The sequence below is a fragment of the Nonomuraea glycinis genome (assembly GCF_035920485.1).
Lineage (GTDB): Bacteria > Actinomycetota > Actinomycetes > Streptosporangiales > Streptosporangiaceae > Nonomuraea > Nonomuraea glycinis.
Genome location: NZ_CP109166.1, coordinates 7,985,778 through 8,001,495 on the forward strand (window position 1 = coordinate 7,985,778; position 15,718 = coordinate 8,001,495).

Here is a 15,718-nt window from a genome sequence, read left to right on the forward strand (position 1 = left end):
CAGAATAGGCAATACTGACGTCAATGCAACAGAGAAACTTTAAGGAGATTTCCGAAAGATTTCGACACGCACACGGGTGAGCCAGAGTGCTCCGGTGGGGAGCCCAGCCGGGATTCCGGGCGGATCACGCTCGGTGCGGCACCCCCGCGCAGCCCGGTTTCACCGGTCGCCCGGCCGGTCCGGCGGGAGGAGAGCCCGCAGGACCAGGTCGGCGACCTGGCGTAGCTCCTCGCGGGTGCGGCCGCCGGCCGCCTGCACCGCGATGCCGTCCGTGATGGTGTCGACCAGCCGGGCCAGAGTGCCGGGGTCGTGGCCTTCGGGCAGGTCGGGGGCGCCCTCGAAGCGCCGGCGCAGGGCCGCCTCCCCCGCCTTGCGCCGGGTGAGCGCCGCCTGGCGGGCCGGCACCGCATCGGGGCCGCAGGCATGCACGCTGTTGACGCTCAGGCAGCCCTGCGGGGTGTGCTCGCCGGTGGTGAGCTCGATGGCCCCGTTGACCAGGCGTTCGACGACCTCTCGCACGGTGGGCGCCGCCAGCGCCTCGGCGGCGAATGCCCCTGGGCCGTCGATGTAGCGCTCCAGCGCCTTGACGAACAGCGTCTCCTTGTTGCCGAACGTCGCGTACAGGCTGGGCCGGTTGATGCCCATCGCCGCGGTCAGGTCCGACAGCGAGGTCCCTTCGTAGCCCTGCCGCCAGAACACCTCCAGGGCGCGGTCGAGCGCGGTGTCGGGGTCGAACGCGCGTGGTCGGCCGCCTGGCATCCCGCACCTCCAAAGTTTTTTACCTATCGGTATTTTACCCCTTGCCTCCCCTCTCCGCCTCCTCTAGTTTCATACCTGTCAGTATAAAACTAGAGGAGGCGACATGGTGATCAAAGTAGGGGTGGTCGGCGGGAGCGGCTGGGCGAAGGTGTCCCATTTGCCAGCTCTCGCGGGGCTGACGGCGTTCGAGGTGACCGCGGTCGCGACGACCAAGCGGGAGAGCGCGGAGCGGGTGGCCGCCGAGCACGGCGTGCCGCTCGCGTTCGCCGACGCGGGGGCGCTGGTCGCGCATCCCGACGTGGAGCTGGTCGTGGTGTCGGTACGGGCGCCCGAGCACACCAAGGTGATCAGGGCCGCGCTGGAGGCGGGCAAGCACGTGCTGTCGGAGTGGCCGCTGACCGTGGACTCCGCCGAGGCGGACGAGTTGGCCGAGGCCGCCACGGCCGCCGGGGTGGCGCACGCGGTATGCCTGCAAGGGGTGCACGCGCCGGACGTCCGCTTCGTCGCCGATCTGGTGGCCGGGGACCGGATCGGGCGGCTGGAGGCGGCCATCATGGTCGCCTCGGGTGGCCCGCTCGGCGGCGCCACCATCGCGCCGGAGCTGGCATGGGGCGCCGAGCCCACCGGCGGCAACACGGTTCTGACGATCATGGCAGGACACTTCCTGGCCACGCTGGAGCGGATGGCGGGCCCGCTGGCGGAGGTGTCGGCGAGACTGCCCCGCCTGTACGACCGGGTCACCGTCGCGGGAACGGGCGAGACGGTCGCCAACCGGGTGCCGAACCAGGTCCTGATCCACGGAACGCTGCACGGCGGTGCCACCGCGTCCGTCACCGTGCACGGCGCGAGCGGCCCTCCCGACGGGTTCCTCATCAAGCTCGTCGGTTCCGGCGGCACGCTGACCGCCACCCCGCCCCGGCCGGGCACGTACATGCACTGGACCGACTGGGACATCAGCATCGACGGCGAGCGCGCGAACGTGCCGGACACGTACCGGACCGTCCCCTTCCATCCGACCGACGGTCCCGTCGCCAACATCGCTGCCGTCTACCAGGAGTTCGCCCAGGCGATCGGCGAAGGCCGCAGCCCGCACCCCGACTTCCACACCGCCGCCCGCCACCACCGGCTGCTCGCGGCCATCGAACGCGCCGCACACACCGGCACCACGGAGGAGATCTCATGAAGATTCTGGTCATCGGCGCCACCGGCTACATCGGCTCGGCCGCGGCCACCGCCCTGGTGCGGGCCGGGCACGACGTCGCCACCCTGCGGCGGCATCACGGCCGCACGCCAGAGGGGCTCCAGGCGGTCGAGGGTGATCTGGCCGATCCGGCGTCGCTCGGGCCGGCGGCCACGGGGTTCGACCGAGTGGTGCACGTGGGACCGCCACTCGGCGAACAGGCCGACCTCGCCGCCGTGGACGCCCTGCTGTCCGCCGGCAGCCCGCTCGTCCACACGACCGGCGCCGCCGTGCTGGGCTCCGGCGCCGTGGACGAGGACAGCGCGCCCGACCCGCATCCCATCGTGGCCTGGCGGGCCGAGGTGGAGCGGCGGGTGCTGGCCGCGGGCGGCCAGGTGGTCAGGCCCGGCCTGGTGTACGGCAACGGCGGCGGTCTCGTCCCCGGCCTGTTCGCCCGCAAGGCCGCCGAGCGCGGCATCGGCCTCTACATCGGCGAGCCGGGGGTGCGCTGGCCGGTCGTCCACGTCGAGGACCTCGCCGACCTGTACGTCACCGTGGTCGGTCGCGCCGGACCGGGCACCGTCTGGCACGGCACGAGCGAGACCGTGCGCCTCGACGCGATCGCGGCCGCCGTCGGCGGGGGCCGGGCCGTCTCGTGGCCCCTCGACGAGGCCACCGCCGAACTGGGCGAGATCGCCGACCTGTTCACCAGGGACCAGGACGCCTCCTCCGCCAAGACCAGACGGCTGCTCGGCTGGCACCCCGCGAACACCTCGCTGATCGGCTACCTCGAAAAGAGCGAGTGACCGTCAATCGATCAGCGCGCTGCCCGGGGAGCGGACCTCGATCCGGTCTCCGAGCAGGTGGGAGCGGCCGAACAGGGGCGGGCGGGCTCAGCGGACGGGGCGGACCGCGAGCCGTACGCCCAGGTGGGCGTGCGTGCCGAGGAGCCACGCCGCGCTGACGTACACCGAGACGGTGGAACCGCCGAAGATCTGAGCCACCATGGTCACCGGGAACCACATCCCCGCGAGCAGCGGCAGCCAGCGGACCGCGCCCTGGTAGCGGCCCTTGACCGCGACGGTGATGCCCAGGACCAACATGCCGAGCTGGCTGAGCGGCCAGCAAGCGTCCAGGATCATCAGCGGCAGCGGGAAGTCGTCGTGGCTGGCGTACCCGAAGGACAGCGCGTTGAGCAGGAACGCACCGGGCAGCAGCACGAGCAGCCCCGCCGGGATCACCCGGGTCCACCCGTCACCCGCACCCCGGGTGGACAGCACCGTCCAGACAAGGGCGAAGACCCCCACGACGAACAGCATCCCAGTGAGGGTGTCGAGCGTCTGGATGCCTTCCTGGATCTTGTCGCCCACGATGACGGTGCCGGCCGCCCAGGCCGTGGCCCCGACGGCCAGGAGCAGTCCGGCGAGGCGGACGCGGGCCGGATCCACGACGCGCCGGTCCGCTACCGGCTCGCGGGGTCGACGTTGCTGGGCACGAGACGACTGGACGTCGTTTCTTCCTCCGTTGGGTTGTCGGTGGACCTACGATCCCGGCTGCGTGTCCCGGGGGCCCAGGGAGCAGGATCACGCGGAAGAGTCCCGGATCCGCCCCCCGTGACCAGGCCATGTGTCCCGGGCGGGAGGGACACCGGCACCGTGCAGGTGGGACATGTGCCGTGACAGGCTGGCGGCGTGTCCGACCCCTCCCCCGCCGACCCCTCCCCCGCCGCACCGGCCCCCTCCGCACCGGATCGCGCTTCGGCGGCGATCGATGCCGCGCGTATCACCGCGGATCGGCGGATCGCGGCGGGGGCGGTGGGGCTGGCCGTGCTGTGCGTCGTGGCCTGCGTGGCCGCCACCTGGGCCGACGTGGCGACCGGGACGGTGATCCGGCCGGAGCCGCTGGACTGGGCCGTGTGGTCCTCGACGGTGCCCGGTGCTGCCCTCGCGATCGCGGGAGCCGTGCTGGCGGTGCGGCTGCCGCGCCACCTCATGACCTGGCTGTTGATCGGCGGCGGGGCCGTGGCCGCCCTGAACGGTCTGGCCGGCGCCTACGCGGTGCTGTCGCTGACCCGCCACGACGGCGCCTGGCCGCTCACCTCCGCCGCGGTCTACGCCGGGGCGCGACTGGGCCCGCTTCTCAACCTGCTTCCGCTGCTCATCCTGCTGTTCTTCCCTGACGGGCGGCTGCCGTCGCCGCGCTGGCGGTGGGCCGCCTGGCTCTCGCTCGGTTCCACGGGCCTGGTCGTCCTGGTGTTCCTCACCGTCCCGTGGCGGATCGAGTCGGCGGACGGCGAGTGGCCATGGCTCGACCCGCCACTGCCCCCGATCCCGGACGGGTTCTGGCGCTCCGCGCTGGCGCTGGCACCGGTCCTGCTGGTGGTGAGCCTCCTGGTCTCGGTGGCGGCCTTCGCCTGGCGGTTCAGGGGCTCCACCGGCGTGCGACGGGCACAGCTTCGCTGGATGCTGCTGGCGGCGCTGCTGAACATGATCCTGATCCTGGCCCCCGCGGTCGTGACCGAGTTGCCGCAGGACCTGTCCTTCGTCGCCTCGCTGGTGTCGCTCGCCACGGCCGTCCTGATCGCGGTGAGCCGGTTCCGGCTCTACGACATCGATCCGGTGCTCGGCTGGACCATGCTGTACGGCGGGCTCGCGGTCGCCGTCATCGCGATCGACGTGCCCGTCTTCGTGGGCCTGGGGGCGCTCATCGACGAGCCGATCGCGGCGGTCCTGGCGGCGGTCGCGGTGGGAGTGGTCTACAGCTCACGGCGCGAGAGCGGGAGATACTCGCGCTCATCGCGGCCGGCCTGTCCAACCGGATGATCGCCGAGCGCTTGTCGCTGTCGCCGAAGACGGTGCGTAACAACGTGTCCAATGTCTTCACCAAGCTGCAGGTCGCCGACCGCGCCCAGGCCATCATCCAAGCCCGCGACGCCGGTCTCGGCCGGTGACCGACCCGGGGATGTTCGCTACTGTGCGGTAATGTCTTTCGATCATCGATTGCCTGGCGCGGTGGCCCTCGTGGCGGTTGCCGTACTCACCACGACCTCGACCGCGCAGGCGCACGAAGCGCCCACGGCGGATCACGTCCTGCGGGTCTACAGCAACAACATCGAGAACCTGGTACGGAACAACGCCGACGGCTCGTGCACCCGGATCTCCGGCCCGGACCACCTCACGTCGATGCTCGTCGACGACAACGGCAGAACGGGCACCGCCGACGTGCGGGCACCCGACCTGCTGATCGTGCAGCAGGTACGCGGCACCGGACAGGCCACGGCCTACGCCGACCAGCTCTCCGCCAAGTTCGGCTATCCGGCGGGCACGTACAAGGCGATCGTCGCGTGGGACGACCCGGAGGCGTGGGGCGCCTCGCACAAGTGCAGTCAGCAGGCGCTCGGCGACCTGAAGAAGAAGCAGACCAACGGGATCGTCTACAACACCAGGACGCTGAGCCTCGCGGCGGGCGACGTCTCGAAATACTGGAGCGCCGGCTGGCTGAAGCCCGGCACGTCGTACCGCGGCGGGGCCGGGTGCACGCTGTACAAGCCGCCGAGCAATGACGACGGCACCACCAACGCCCACAAATGGAAGCGCACCAGCGCCATCGCCGCCAGGTTCACGATCAAGGAGACGGGGACGAAGGTCTTCGCCGCGACCATGCACCTCCCGGAACAGAACGGCGCGAACGCCTGCGCGGGCGCGGGCACCACGGGCATCGCGAACTCCGGCATCCATCTCGGCGCGGACGCCACGAGCCTGCTGAACGCGTCGACGATCCGCGTGGTCGGGATCGACGCGAACCGCACGAACATCGCCGCCACCACCCTCAGCGGCTTCGGCCTGACCGGCCACGGCGCGAAGGCGACCTCCGGCTCCAGAAAGATCGACTACCTGTTCGCCAAGGGCACCGTCCAGCCGTCGAGCATCGACCACACGGTGAGCGGCACAAAATCGAACCACCTCGCACTGTACGCATTCATCGCCTTCTGACCGCGCACCCGTGAAGGATATCTTCTTATCGCCAAAAGAAGCGGAAAATAATGCCATTTCATCTCCAGTTGCGCAGGCGTCCGTGCGACGGTGCAAGTGGAGGTGGTTGTGATGACCACGATGCCGAAAACCTTCGCGCAGGCCGCGAAGAGACATGGCGTACCCGAGAGCGTCCTGCTCGCCGTGTCCTACATGGAATCCCGCTGGGACTGCAACGGTGGCAGGCTGAGCACGGCCGCCGGATTCGGCCCCATGCACCTCACCGACGGCGCCGGGCCGAGCCGGTCACGGCACCACCACCTCGACGGGTACGAGGACCCACGCGGCGACGACTCCCGCTCTCCACACTTTCCCATCGAGCCGGAAGAGCGGCAGAACGGTTCTCCCACGTCCTTGCACACCCTGGAGCGCGCCGCCGAGCTGACCGGGGAGAGCCTGGAGCACCTGCGTAAGGATCCGGCGGCCAACATCGACGGCGGCGCGGCGCTGCTCGCCGACTATCAGCGGGCCCTGGGCGCCCCACCGAGCGACGACCCCGCCGACTGGTACGGCGCGGTGGCGCGCTACTCGGGCGCCTCAGCCGAGGAGATCGCGGCGAACTTCGCCGACGAGGTGTACGAGATCATCCACGAGGGCGCCACCCGAACGACCGACACCGGCGCGGAGGTGACGCTGCCGCCCTCTCCCGAGGTGCACCCGTCCCGCTCCTGGCTGACCCGGCTGGACCTGCCCCACCTGACCGGCGCCGACGCCGTGGAGTCCCCCGGCTCCGTCTCCTGCGAGTGGATCCCGGCGCTCTACAGGAGACGGCCGGAGGGCAAGTACGGCAACCACGACATCGCCGACCGCCCCAGCAGCCAGACGATCCAGTACATCGTCATCCACGACACCGAGGAGCTCTACGACAAGACGGTCGGCCTCGTACAGGACCCGGCCGAGATGAGCTGGCACTACACGCTGCGCTCGCGCGACGGTCACCTCGCCCAGCACGTGCTCACCAAGGACGTGGCCTGGCACGCCGGCAACTGGTACGTCAACACCAAGGCGATCGGCCTGGAGCACGAGGGCTTCCTGGCCGCGGGCGGCACCTGGTACACCGAGGCGATGTACCGCACGTCCGCCAAGCTGGTGCGTTACCTGGCGGACAGGTTCGGCGTCCCGCTGGACCGCGCCCACATCATCGGCCATGACAACGTGCCCGGCCTGCTGCCGGAGAAGGTGCGGACGATGCACGAGGACCCGGGCCCGTACTGGGACTGGGCGCACTTCTTCGACCTGATGGGCGCCCCGCTGCGCCCCGACGGCGAGGCCGGCACGGCCACGGTCATGATCCTGCCCGACTATGACCGCAACCGTCCGCACTACATCGGCTGCGACAAGGAGCACCCCGACGCCACCTGCCCGCCGCACGGGTCGGCCTCGGTCTGGCTGCACACCGAGCCGCGCGGGGAGTCACCCCTCGTGAAGGACATCGGCAAACATCCGGCGGATGAGTCCAGCTACAGCGTGTACGATCACGCGGCCCGCGCCGGCACCGGCCAGCGTTACGTCGTCGCCGAGCGACGGGGCGACTGGACGGCCATCTGGTACCTGGGCCAGAAGGCGTGGTTCCACAACCCGGCGTCCGATCCTGTGGCCGTACCCAGCCGTACCCTGATCGCGACGCCCCGGCCCGGCCTGACGTCGGTTCCCGTGTACGGCCGCGCGTACCCGGAGCCGGCGGCGTACCCGGCGGACGTGGAGGTGCAGCCGCGGATCCCGCTGCAGTACACGTTCCCTGCCGGACAGTCGTACACGGTCGGCCTGACCACGACCGGCGAGTTCTACAAGGCGACCACCTTCGACACCACGCTGCACCGCGTGGTCCGCGGCACTCAGCAGTACCACCAGATCCAGTTCGGCCACCGCGTCATGTTCGTCAAGAGCGAGGACGTCGACGTGACCGAGGCGTGAACGGCGCGCTTGCCGACGCGGCCTCCCTGGAAAACGCCATTGAAGGGGAAATGGGCTTAATGTCCGACCTCACACCCGATATGTCATGAAATTTACCTATTGTCAGATATGTGACCATTGGGTAGATAATGCATCATGGCTGAACGCGAGCGACGTACCGGCGACCCCGAACTCGACCGGCTCATGACGGAGTTCCAGGCGAATTCCCAGGAGTTCGCCGGCGTCATGGCCGAGATCGGGGACGTCGTCGGCCAGGCGGCCGGTGCCGATGACAAGGTCAGGGTGCGGGTGTCGGCCTCGGGGCAGCTGCTGGGGCTGCGCATCGATCCCCGCGCGATGCGGCTGGGCTCGCAGGAGCTGGCCGAGACGATCGTGGAGCTGTCGCGGCGGGCGACCGAGGACGCGGCCCGCCGGACCATGGAGCTGACCCGGCCCTATCTGGAGACGGACAGCCGGTAGGGGCGGCCCCGTCAGAAGATCCGGGGGATGAGGCTGCGGGTGCCGTGGATGATGAACTTCTGGTACATCTCCTCCTCGGTCAGCCCTTGCTCGGTGCCGGGGAGCGGGTTGTCGCCGTGCTGTGCGTCCAGGCTCATCGAGTACGCGGTCGAGGCCGCCATCCGGGGGACGAAGTTGCCGGTGTTCAGCGTCACGTTCTTCCCCAGCTTGATGTTGGTGGCGACCGTGCGCAGGCCCGGCACCTTGGACGCGAGCGCCACGCCACCGTCGGCCACCCCGTCGAAGACCATGTTGGCGACGAAGTGCTCACGGAACACCGTCAGGTTGTGGCCCGCCGAGCGCACGTCGTTCCCCGCCAGGTCGGTCTTGATGCCGCCCGCGAGGTTCAGCCCGAGCGGCAGCAGCACCTGGCCGCTGGCGTACGCGGTGCTGTCGGCGATGTAGTAGGCCAGCAGGGGCAGCAGCATCGTGACGTAGCGGCGCGCGGTGAACTTGAGCAGCAGCGCCTGCCGCTTCATGATCGCCTGAAACAGTTTCCAGGTGAGCACCTGGTACCCGATGGTGAACATCATGTCCACCGTCATGATCCAGCACAGCACCCGCAGCGCGTGGTTGACCTTCTCGATGACGTCGGCGTAGGCGCGGCAGGCGGCGGACGCCCTGCGGTGCTTGAGCGAGACCGCGAGGACGGCCGGGCCGTACCGCTTGGTCCAGAACTTCTTGAACGCGTCGACCGCCGGGCCGGAGCTTTTCGTCCAGACGACCGCGGCGGCCGTGTTCGCCTCGCGGAAGTGGGTGTCGATGGCGTCGGCGATGTCGTCCAGGACGTCGGCCGCCTCGCGGATCTTGTCCGGGTCTCCTTCCAGGTACGAGAGGCCGAACAGGAACTCGGGCGCCAGGATCCCGGCCGCGCCGGCACCGGCCATCCCGCCCAGGGCGACCTTGCCCGCGACCCCGATGGGCATGTCCGCCTCCTCAGGCTCGCTCGACGGGAGTGGTCGGCACGCTGATGCCGTCGTTCTCGCGCTCGGCGAACTCGAAGAGCTCCTTGATGAAGGCGTTCTGGTCGATCATGCTGGCCAGGTCGCCCGCCTTGGTGTTCCTGCTCATCGTCACCACGGCGTTGCCGATGACCTTGTACGCCTCGCTCAGGTTGGTCAGGGCCTCGCTCAGGTCCTCGTAGGCGGAGTCGAAGCCGGGATGGCCCTCCTCGCCCAGGCGGAAGATGCGCGCCGCCTCGTCGCTGGACGGGTTGCCGAAGTAGGCGATGAACCGCGCCAGCTGCGTGCCGAGCCGGTCCGCGCTCTGCCGGAACTCCCCTCCCTCGGTGTGGATCGCCTGACCGGCCGCCTCCATGCTCGTATGGTCGTGCTCCAAGATGATCACCTCCATGGACTGCGCTGCGCGGCCAGTCTCCGTCCCGCCGATTACCGGAGAATGATCAATTTGTTGCCATTGCACACTCTTCGGACCCGTGGGGCTCACGTGACGGCACCAGATGACAGTCGGGGAGGATGGGCAGGCTCTTCGCGGCGAGGATTCCCGTCTCAGGCTTCTGAGGCGTCGGCCTTGTCGGTATTGCAACCCGGCGGATGATCTGGTGATAGTCGATCCATGACATCGGCTGATGGCGGGAACCTGCAAGAGCTACTCGACGAGCAGGTCGTCTACTACCGGGCGATTGCCGCAGAATACGAGCGCCACGCTCTGCCCTTTCCCGGAGTCTCCGAGCTGTCGGCGGCGCTCGACGCGTTCCGGCCGGCCGGCAGCGTGCTCGAACTCGCCTGCGGCCCAGGCACCTGGACCGCTCAACTGCTCCAGCACGCCACCGAGGTCACGGCCGTGGACGCGTCTCCAGAGACGCTCGCCATCGCCTCGGCGCGGGTGGGCGAGGACGAGCGGGTGCGCTTCGTGTCGGCCGACCTGTTCGGCTGGCAGCCGGACCGTCGCTATGACGTCGTCTTCTTCGGGTTCTGGCTGTCGCACGTTCCGGCCGAACGCTTCGCGTCCTTCTGGTCGCTGGTGGCCGACTGCCTGAAGCCGGAGGGGCGGGTGTTCTTCGTCGACGACGACTACCGCACCCCCGACGAACTCATCGAGGGCGAGCAATCCGCGACCATACAACGCCGGCTCCTGGACGGGACCGCCTACCGGATCGTCAAAGTCCCGCACCGCCCGCCGGACCTCGAACAACGACTCGAGCAGCTCGGCTGGCGCATCAAGATTCACTCAACCTCCGGGCCGTTCTACTGGGGAGCGGGAAACCGGGCCTGACCTTAGGATCGCGCTCTGGAGATCCGTACGGACTGTCAGGCGGGTTCGAGATGGTCGGCGAGGCGGCGGAGGGTGACCGCGAACCGGCCACGGAGGCGCGGAAGAACACGCCGGCGCGAGCGCGGCGGAATCATGCGCGACCGTGCGGCCTCGGCTCGCCGCTCAGCGAGGTCCGCCCGGATGAGCTCCTCATACAGGTGATGCATTAGAAGGCTCCTCAGGGCTCTTCGGGGAACGCGTGGTAGAAAATGAAAATCGGGCGGGTATCCGGCGGAGCCTCGTTCGATTCGACACGTGATCGGGTCAGCTCGCGCCACGGCTCCACCACGGCATTGAGCTGGTCGCCGAGCTGCGTGAGCTCATCCTTGGTGAGCCGTAGGTGGCGACTGCTTCCGAAGGCCACGTTCTGCCAGTCCTCGGGAAGCGCCTTATGAGTGCGTTCGAAGTCCCGCAGCCGTTCGAACTGGTCGATCACCCACTGTGACGTCCACGCCTGCACCACGGCTCTGGCTTCCGGGGCTTCGAAATCACTGTCCACTACCAGCCCGTGCATAGCCGACCGCACCCAGCGTTCCCGGCTGTCCCGGGCGAGCTCCGGCACATCCTCGATCAAGCCATGTTTCTGCAGTTGCCGCAGGTGATAGCTCACCTGGCCGGGGTCGGCTTCCATCCTCCTGGCGAGCTCGCTCACGGTGACCGGACCGACCCGGAAGAGGAGGCTGAAGAGCCTCATCCGAAACCGGCTGGTCAAGACCCTGAGCACGTCCAGGTCATCGATCTGTCGCATGGCCACGACGGTAGGACCAGCAGGCTAAGACGCTCAAGACATCTACTGGATCTTGAAATCACGGGCCTGCTGCCAAGTCCGCCGGCATCTCCCGAACCTGGTCATCGTTGAGAGTGGTCAAGGCGGATCAGTAGGCGCCGGGGATGGCGGCGCCGAGGATGGGGCGGCGAAGGTGTTGCGGGCTCACCAGGATCCCGGTGATGCGGCCGGCCAGTGCCAGGGCCGCCGGGATGGGGTTGTCGATGCTGTCGCCGGCGGCCGGATCGATGCCCAGCTCCCGTAGGTGACGATCGAGCCGGTCGGGATCCACGCCGTGTCTGTCCATGGGGAACCCCGGATTGATGACGGTGATGAGCCGGCCGTCGACGGCGTAGGTGACCTGGTGCTGGGCGTAGTCATGCCGGTGCACCGCCACGACCTCTCCGCCGTTGTGCGACAGGGCGCCCAACACCTCCTGTTGCAGGCCGCGCCAGCCGCAGTCCTCGATGGCGATCGCCCAGTCCTCGATTCTCCTCACAGTGATGACCGCCGGCCCTTCGGGCTGGGAGTAGTCCTCGTCCGTGATGAGCCGGATGTCCTCGTTCGCGGCCCCCATCCGGCGAAGCACCTCATGCCCGTCGAGCCCGCGGACGAAGACGATGGTGTAGATGTCGCCGAGCCTGCTGCCTATTTCCCACCCGTAATCTCCCGGCGAGGCGCCGGGGGTTCTCGCGGTGGCGCGGACCATCTCGAACGTGCTCGCCTGCTCAAGGATCTCGGGATGGGCGGCGAAGAAGGCCTCGGTGATTTCTGGAGCCATCCGGCCACGCTCACTGACCGGGTAGCCGTTCTCTCTCGCCCAGTCCCGGATCTGCGTGCGGCCGAGCGTGGGCGACCGGTAGGTGATGCGGTGGGGGGTGAAGTCGGCATCGGACATGATCAGAAACTACCGACAGGCTTGATGCCCTGTCTGCCTTGCGCTTCTCCCGATGCGTGTTCCGCCGGAGCATCCAGGCGTGCTGCTTCGAAGTCGTCGACGAGCAGGACCGCGGTGGCCGCACGGCCCGGTTCCTAGGTATGACACTCCCAGGAATTCCGCGACCCTTTTCTCATCTCGCTGACCTGGGCAAACTCCTAAATGTCAGCCAAACGGAACGAAAGCGAAGGACACCGTCATGGCCACCTGGTTCATCACCGGAGCATCCCGCGGGCTCGGCGCTGAGATCGCCCGCACCGCCCTCGCCCAGGGCGACAACGTCGTCATCGCGGTTCGCAACCCGGCCCGCGTGCCAGACGACCTCGCCAAGGCCGGCAACGTGCTCACCGTCGCCCTGGACGTCACCGACAGCGCGGCCATCCCGGCCACCGTCCAGGCCGCCGTCGACCGGTTCGGCCGGATCGACGTACTGGTCAACAACGCCGGCCGCGGCCTGCTCGGCGCGCTCGAGGAGATCAGCAACACCGAGGCCCGCTCGCTGTTCGACCTCAACGTCTTCGCCCTCATCGACATGACCCGCGCCGTCCTGCCCGTCATGCGCCGCCAGGGCGCCGGCAAACTCGTGCACATCGGCTCGCGATCGGGCTTCGAAGGCGAGCCCGGAGTGAGCCTGTACAGCGCCTCGAAGTTCGCCGTGGCCGGGATCAGCGAGGCGCTGTCGAAGGAACTGGAGCCGTTCGGCATCCAGTCGATGGTGGTCGAGCCGGGCGTGCTGCGCACCGACTTCCTCGACGCCAGCTCCCTGTCGACAGCCGCGGCCCGCATCGCCGCCTACGACGGCACCCCCGCCCACGTCACCCTCGACTGGGCCGGCACCGCCAACCACACCCAGCTCGGCGACCCGGTCAAGGGCGCGGCACTGATCTACGAAGTCACCGGCCAGGACACCCTGCCCACACACCTGTACCTGGGCCCCGACACCCTGGACCGGCTGCAGGTCAAGCTGGACCAGATCGAGCAGGACGTGGCCCCCTGGCGGGCCATGTCCGCCGCGACCGCCCACGACGACGCCGCGGCCTGACCGTCACCATCTCCCGAGCCGAGCCTCCTGCCGAACACGCGCCTGCTGACAGTCCCGATGTCCCGCTGCCAGGTGCTCTGACACCTTGATCGCCGTACTGACATCTGCAAGCGCGCTAGCCATAAAAGGTGATTTAGTCGGATTTGTGCTTGACGAATCAAATGAATGATCTTTTAATTCATTCATGGGACGGATCGCCGGCGTCACCGCCGCCGAGACGCGGGCGCGGCTGCTGCGGGCCGCCGCCGATGTTTTCGCGCAGCGGGGGTACGACGGCACGCGGGTGGCCGACATCGCCGCCGCCGCGGGCGTGAGCAACGGCGCCCTGTATGCGCACTTCGGGTCGAAGGCCGAGTTGCTCGTGGCGGCGATCCGGGCGCACGGGCGGCAGTTGCTCGCCGAGTTGCTCGCCGCCGATCCCGACCGGCCGATCAAGGACCTGCTCGTCACCGTCGGCCGGTGGCTCCCCCGCCGGGGCGACGCCTCCTGCCACCTCATCGTCCAAGCGCTGGTCGCGGCCCGTCGCGACCAGGAGGTGGCGCGGCCGATGCGCGACTACCTGGGTGAGCGCGCCGATTGGATCGCCGACCTCGTCCGCAAAGGCCAGGACGGCGGCGAGCTCGACCCGGCCGTGTCGCCGGCGGCGGTGGCCCACTTCTGCCTGCTGCTGTCGATGGGCAGCGCCCTGATCACACCGGAACTGCACACGGTCGACGACGCGGAGTGGACCGCCTTGCTCACCCGTATCGTGACTGTTCTGGCCGTACCGTCATTAGCCGCACAGAGGGAAGCATTGTAGTGAAAGCGCACATCGACCCCCAGCGATGCCAAGGGCACGGCCGCTGCTACACCCTCGCCCCGGACCTGTTCGGGGAGGACGACGAGGGATACGGGACGGTGCCCGGCGACGGCGTCGTACAGCCGGCCCAGGTGCACACGGCGCGCCTGGCGAGGTCGAACTGTCCGGAGAGCGCGATCGACCTGTCCGAGGAGAGCTGACATGGCCGTTGACGACCGCTTCACCCAAGACCACCGGGATTCGGATCCGGATCAACCGGCCGGGACGCGCAACGAGGTCGTCACCGGCCCGGTGGCCGACTGGGCGACCGACTTCTCCCATGTGGAGCCCGAGTGGGCCGCCGATCCCTACACCATCCAGGACGACCTGCGGCAGCGCTGCCCGGTGGCGCACACCGAGCGGTTCGGCGGCGCGTGGCTGCCGACGCGCTACGCGGACGTGGCGGAGATCGCCTACGACACCGAGCGCTTCTCCTCGCGCTCGGTCGTCATGAGCAACTTCCGGCCGCCGCTCGATCTCGCGCCGATGGGCGCCATTCCGCCGATCTCCTCCGACCCGCCGTTCCACCACGGCGCGCGCAAGCTGCTGCTGCCGGTGTTCACCAGGTCGGCGGTCGCCAAGCGGGAGGCGGCGACCAGGGCGTTCTGCCACTCGCTGATCGACTCCTTCGGGGACAGGCCCGTCGTCGACGCCGCCCACGACTACGCGCAGCACATCCCGATCCGGGTGATCGCCGACATGCTCGGTTTCCCGCCCGAGGACGCGCCGCAGTTCAAGGAGTTCATCGAGAACACGCTCGAAGGCGTCAACAGCCCGCCGGACGAGCGTATGGAGGCGATGAACCAGCTGTTCGACTATCTGTACAAGCAGATCCACGACCACCTCGGCGACCCGCGTGACGACCTCACGACCTACCTGATCAACGCCGAGCTGTACGGCCACAAGCTGCAGCCCGAGCACGTGGCCGGCACGATGGCCCTGCTGCTCATCGCCGGCATCGACACGACGTGGAGCGCGATCGGCGCCTCGCTGTGGCATCTGGCCAAGACCCCGGCCGACCGCGAGCGCCTGGTCGCCGAGCCGGAGCTGGTGCCGACGGCGGCGGAGGAGATGCTGCGGGCCTACGCGCCGGTGACGATGGCGCGGCTGGTGAAGCAGGACATGCGCTGGCGTGACGTCGACATGAAGGCCGAGGACTGGGTGCTGCTGTCATTCCCGGCGGCCAACCGCGACCCGGCGCAGTTCGAGCGGGCGGACGAGGTCGTCATCGACCGTGAGGTCAACCGGCATGCCGCGTTCGGTCTCGGCATTCACCGGTGCGTGGGCTCGCACCTGGCGCGGATGGAGCTCCGTGTCGCCCTGGAGGTCTGGCTGGAGCGGATCCCGAGCTTCAGCCTCGACGACCCTTCCGGGGTGACCTGGGCGAAGGGTCAGGTGCGCGGGCCTCGTACGCTTCCGCTGCGCATCGGCTGATCCCCGGCCGCCGCGACGAGGACGAGGCCGGCTCGCACGGCGACG

At 69.1% G+C, this 15,718-nt stretch carries 18 protein-coding genes; 12 read left to right on the forward strand and 6 right to left on the reverse strand.

Going from position 1 to position 15,718, the window contains the following annotated elements:
• Nucleotides 1–159 precede the first annotated feature (159 nt).
• Nucleotides 160–759: a TetR/AcrR family transcriptional regulator gene (locus OHA68_RS37525; RefSeq protein WP_327104496.1), complete on the reverse strand. Its 600-nt coding sequence runs from the start codon at nucleotides 757–759 to the stop codon at nucleotides 160–162.
• Nucleotides 760–862: 103 nt separating this feature from the next.
• On the opposite strand from OHA68_RS37525, the gene OHA68_RS37530 reads away from it, so the two are divergent.
• Together OHA68_RS37530 and OHA68_RS37535 are read left to right on the forward strand one after the other, a co-directional pair.
• Nucleotides 863–1,942, forward strand: a complete 1,080-nt coding sequence (locus tag OHA68_RS37530) for a Gfo/Idh/MocA family protein (protein ID WP_327104497.1) — start codon at nucleotides 863–865, stop codon at nucleotides 1,940–1,942.
• Nucleotides 1,939–2,745: an NAD-dependent epimerase/dehydratase family protein gene (locus OHA68_RS37535; RefSeq protein WP_327104498.1), complete on the forward strand. Its 807-nt coding sequence runs from the start codon at nucleotides 1,939–1,941 to the stop codon at nucleotides 2,743–2,745. Before OHA68_RS37530 ends, OHA68_RS37535 begins: the two co-directional genes overlap by 4 nt.
• An 87-nt stretch (nucleotides 2,746–2,832) precedes the next feature.
• Here OHA68_RS37535 and OHA68_RS37540 read toward each other — a convergent pair whose 3' ends face one another.
• Entirely contained in the window at nucleotides 2,833–3,387 is a 555-nt protein-coding gene (locus OHA68_RS37540) for a hypothetical protein (protein ID WP_327104499.1), read from the reverse strand.
• 243 nt (nucleotides 3,388–3,630) lie between these two features.
• Here OHA68_RS37540 and OHA68_RS37545 point away from each other — a divergent pair, with 243 nt between their 5' ends.
• The 5 genes from OHA68_RS37545 to OHA68_RS37565 all read left to right on the forward strand — a co-directional run bounded on the left by OHA68_RS37545 (nucleotide 3,631) and on the right by OHA68_RS37565 (nucleotide 8,343).
• A complete protein-coding gene (locus OHA68_RS37545) occupies nucleotides 3,631–4,761 on the forward strand; it encodes a hypothetical protein (protein WP_327104500.1) in 1,131 nt (376 codons plus the stop codon).
• On the forward strand, nucleotides 4,746–4,889 hold the full coding sequence (locus OHA68_RS37550; protein WP_407674525.1) for a response regulator transcription factor: 144 nt from the start codon (nucleotides 4,746–4,748) through the stop codon (nucleotides 4,887–4,889). Before OHA68_RS37545 ends, OHA68_RS37550 begins: the two co-directional genes overlap by 16 nt.
• Before the next feature lie 31 nt (nucleotides 4,890–4,920).
• Nucleotides 4,921–5,931, forward strand: a complete 1,011-nt coding sequence (locus OHA68_RS37555; protein WP_327104501.1) for a hypothetical protein — start codon at nucleotides 4,921–4,923, stop codon at nucleotides 5,929–5,931.
• Between the two features lie 111 nt (nucleotides 5,932–6,042).
• Nucleotides 6,043–7,884, forward strand: coding sequence for an N-acetylmuramoyl-L-alanine amidase (locus OHA68_RS37560; RefSeq protein WP_327104502.1), 1,842 nt, complete (start codon nucleotides 6,043–6,045; stop codon nucleotides 7,882–7,884).
• A 135-nt stretch (nucleotides 7,885–8,019) separates the two neighbouring features.
• Nucleotides 8,020–8,343 (forward strand): YbaB/EbfC family nucleoid-associated protein, encoded by a 324-nt coding sequence (locus OHA68_RS37565; RefSeq protein ID WP_327104503.1) that lies wholly within the window; start codon nucleotides 8,020–8,022, stop codon nucleotides 8,341–8,343.
• Between the two features lie 11 nt (nucleotides 8,344–8,354).
• Here the strand turns inward: OHA68_RS37565 and OHA68_RS37570 are convergent, their stop codons facing one another.
• Together OHA68_RS37570 and OHA68_RS37575 are read right to left on the reverse strand one after the other, a co-directional pair.
• A complete protein-coding gene (locus OHA68_RS37570; protein WP_327104504.1) occupies nucleotides 8,355–9,308 on the reverse strand; it encodes a WXG100-like domain-containing protein in 954 nt (317 codons plus the stop codon).
• A gap of 10 nt (nucleotides 9,309–9,318) precedes the next feature.
• On the reverse strand, nucleotides 9,319–9,720 hold the full coding sequence (locus tag OHA68_RS37575; protein WP_327104505.1) for a hypothetical protein: 402 nt from the start codon (nucleotides 9,718–9,720) through the stop codon (nucleotides 9,319–9,321).
• Nucleotides 9,721–9,957: 237 nt separating this feature from the next.
• On the opposite strand from OHA68_RS37575, the gene OHA68_RS37580 reads away from it, so the two are divergent.
• The gene (locus OHA68_RS37580) at nucleotides 9,958–10,617 is read left to right on the forward strand and encodes a class I SAM-dependent methyltransferase (RefSeq protein ID WP_327104506.1); all 660 of its coding nucleotides are present in this window, start codon (nucleotides 9,958–9,960) and stop codon (nucleotides 10,615–10,617) included.
• Between the two features lie 217 nt (nucleotides 10,618–10,834).
• On the opposite strand, the gene OHA68_RS37585 is transcribed toward OHA68_RS37580, so the two are convergent.
• Nucleotides 10,835–11,404: an ArsR/SmtB family transcription factor gene (locus OHA68_RS37585; protein WP_327104507.1), complete on the reverse strand. Its 570-nt coding sequence runs from the start codon at nucleotides 11,402–11,404 to the stop codon at nucleotides 10,835–10,837.
• A 127-nt stretch (nucleotides 11,405–11,531) separates the two neighbouring features.
• Entirely contained in the window at nucleotides 11,532–12,320 is a 789-nt protein-coding gene (locus tag OHA68_RS37590) for a DUF6461 domain-containing protein (RefSeq protein ID WP_327104508.1), read from the reverse strand.
• A gap of 238 nt (nucleotides 12,321–12,558) precedes the next feature.
• Here OHA68_RS37590 and OHA68_RS37595 point away from each other — a divergent pair, with 238 nt between their 5' ends.
• The 4 genes from OHA68_RS37595 to OHA68_RS37610 all read left to right on the forward strand — a co-directional run bounded on the left by OHA68_RS37595 (nucleotide 12,559) and on the right by OHA68_RS37610 (nucleotide 15,673).
• Nucleotides 12,559–13,401, forward strand: a complete 843-nt coding sequence (locus OHA68_RS37595) for an SDR family NAD(P)-dependent oxidoreductase (RefSeq protein WP_327104509.1) — start codon at nucleotides 12,559–12,561, stop codon at nucleotides 13,399–13,401.
• Between the two features lie 184 nt (nucleotides 13,402–13,585).
• Nucleotides 13,586–14,200 (forward strand): helix-turn-helix domain-containing protein, encoded by a 615-nt coding sequence (locus tag OHA68_RS37600; protein ID WP_327104510.1) that lies wholly within the window; start codon nucleotides 13,586–13,588, stop codon nucleotides 14,198–14,200.
• Nucleotides 14,200–14,400, forward strand: coding sequence for a ferredoxin (locus OHA68_RS37605; protein WP_189140595.1), 201 nt, complete (start codon nucleotides 14,200–14,202; stop codon nucleotides 14,398–14,400). The genes OHA68_RS37600 and OHA68_RS37605 overlap by 1 nt, the downstream gene beginning before the upstream one ends.
• Before the next feature lies 1 nt (nucleotide 14,401).
• Complete coding sequence (locus OHA68_RS37610; protein ID WP_327104511.1) at nucleotides 14,402–15,673, forward strand: cytochrome P450; 1,272 nt, start codon at nucleotides 14,402–14,404, stop codon at nucleotides 15,671–15,673.
• Nucleotides 15,674–15,718 lie beyond the last annotated feature (45 nt).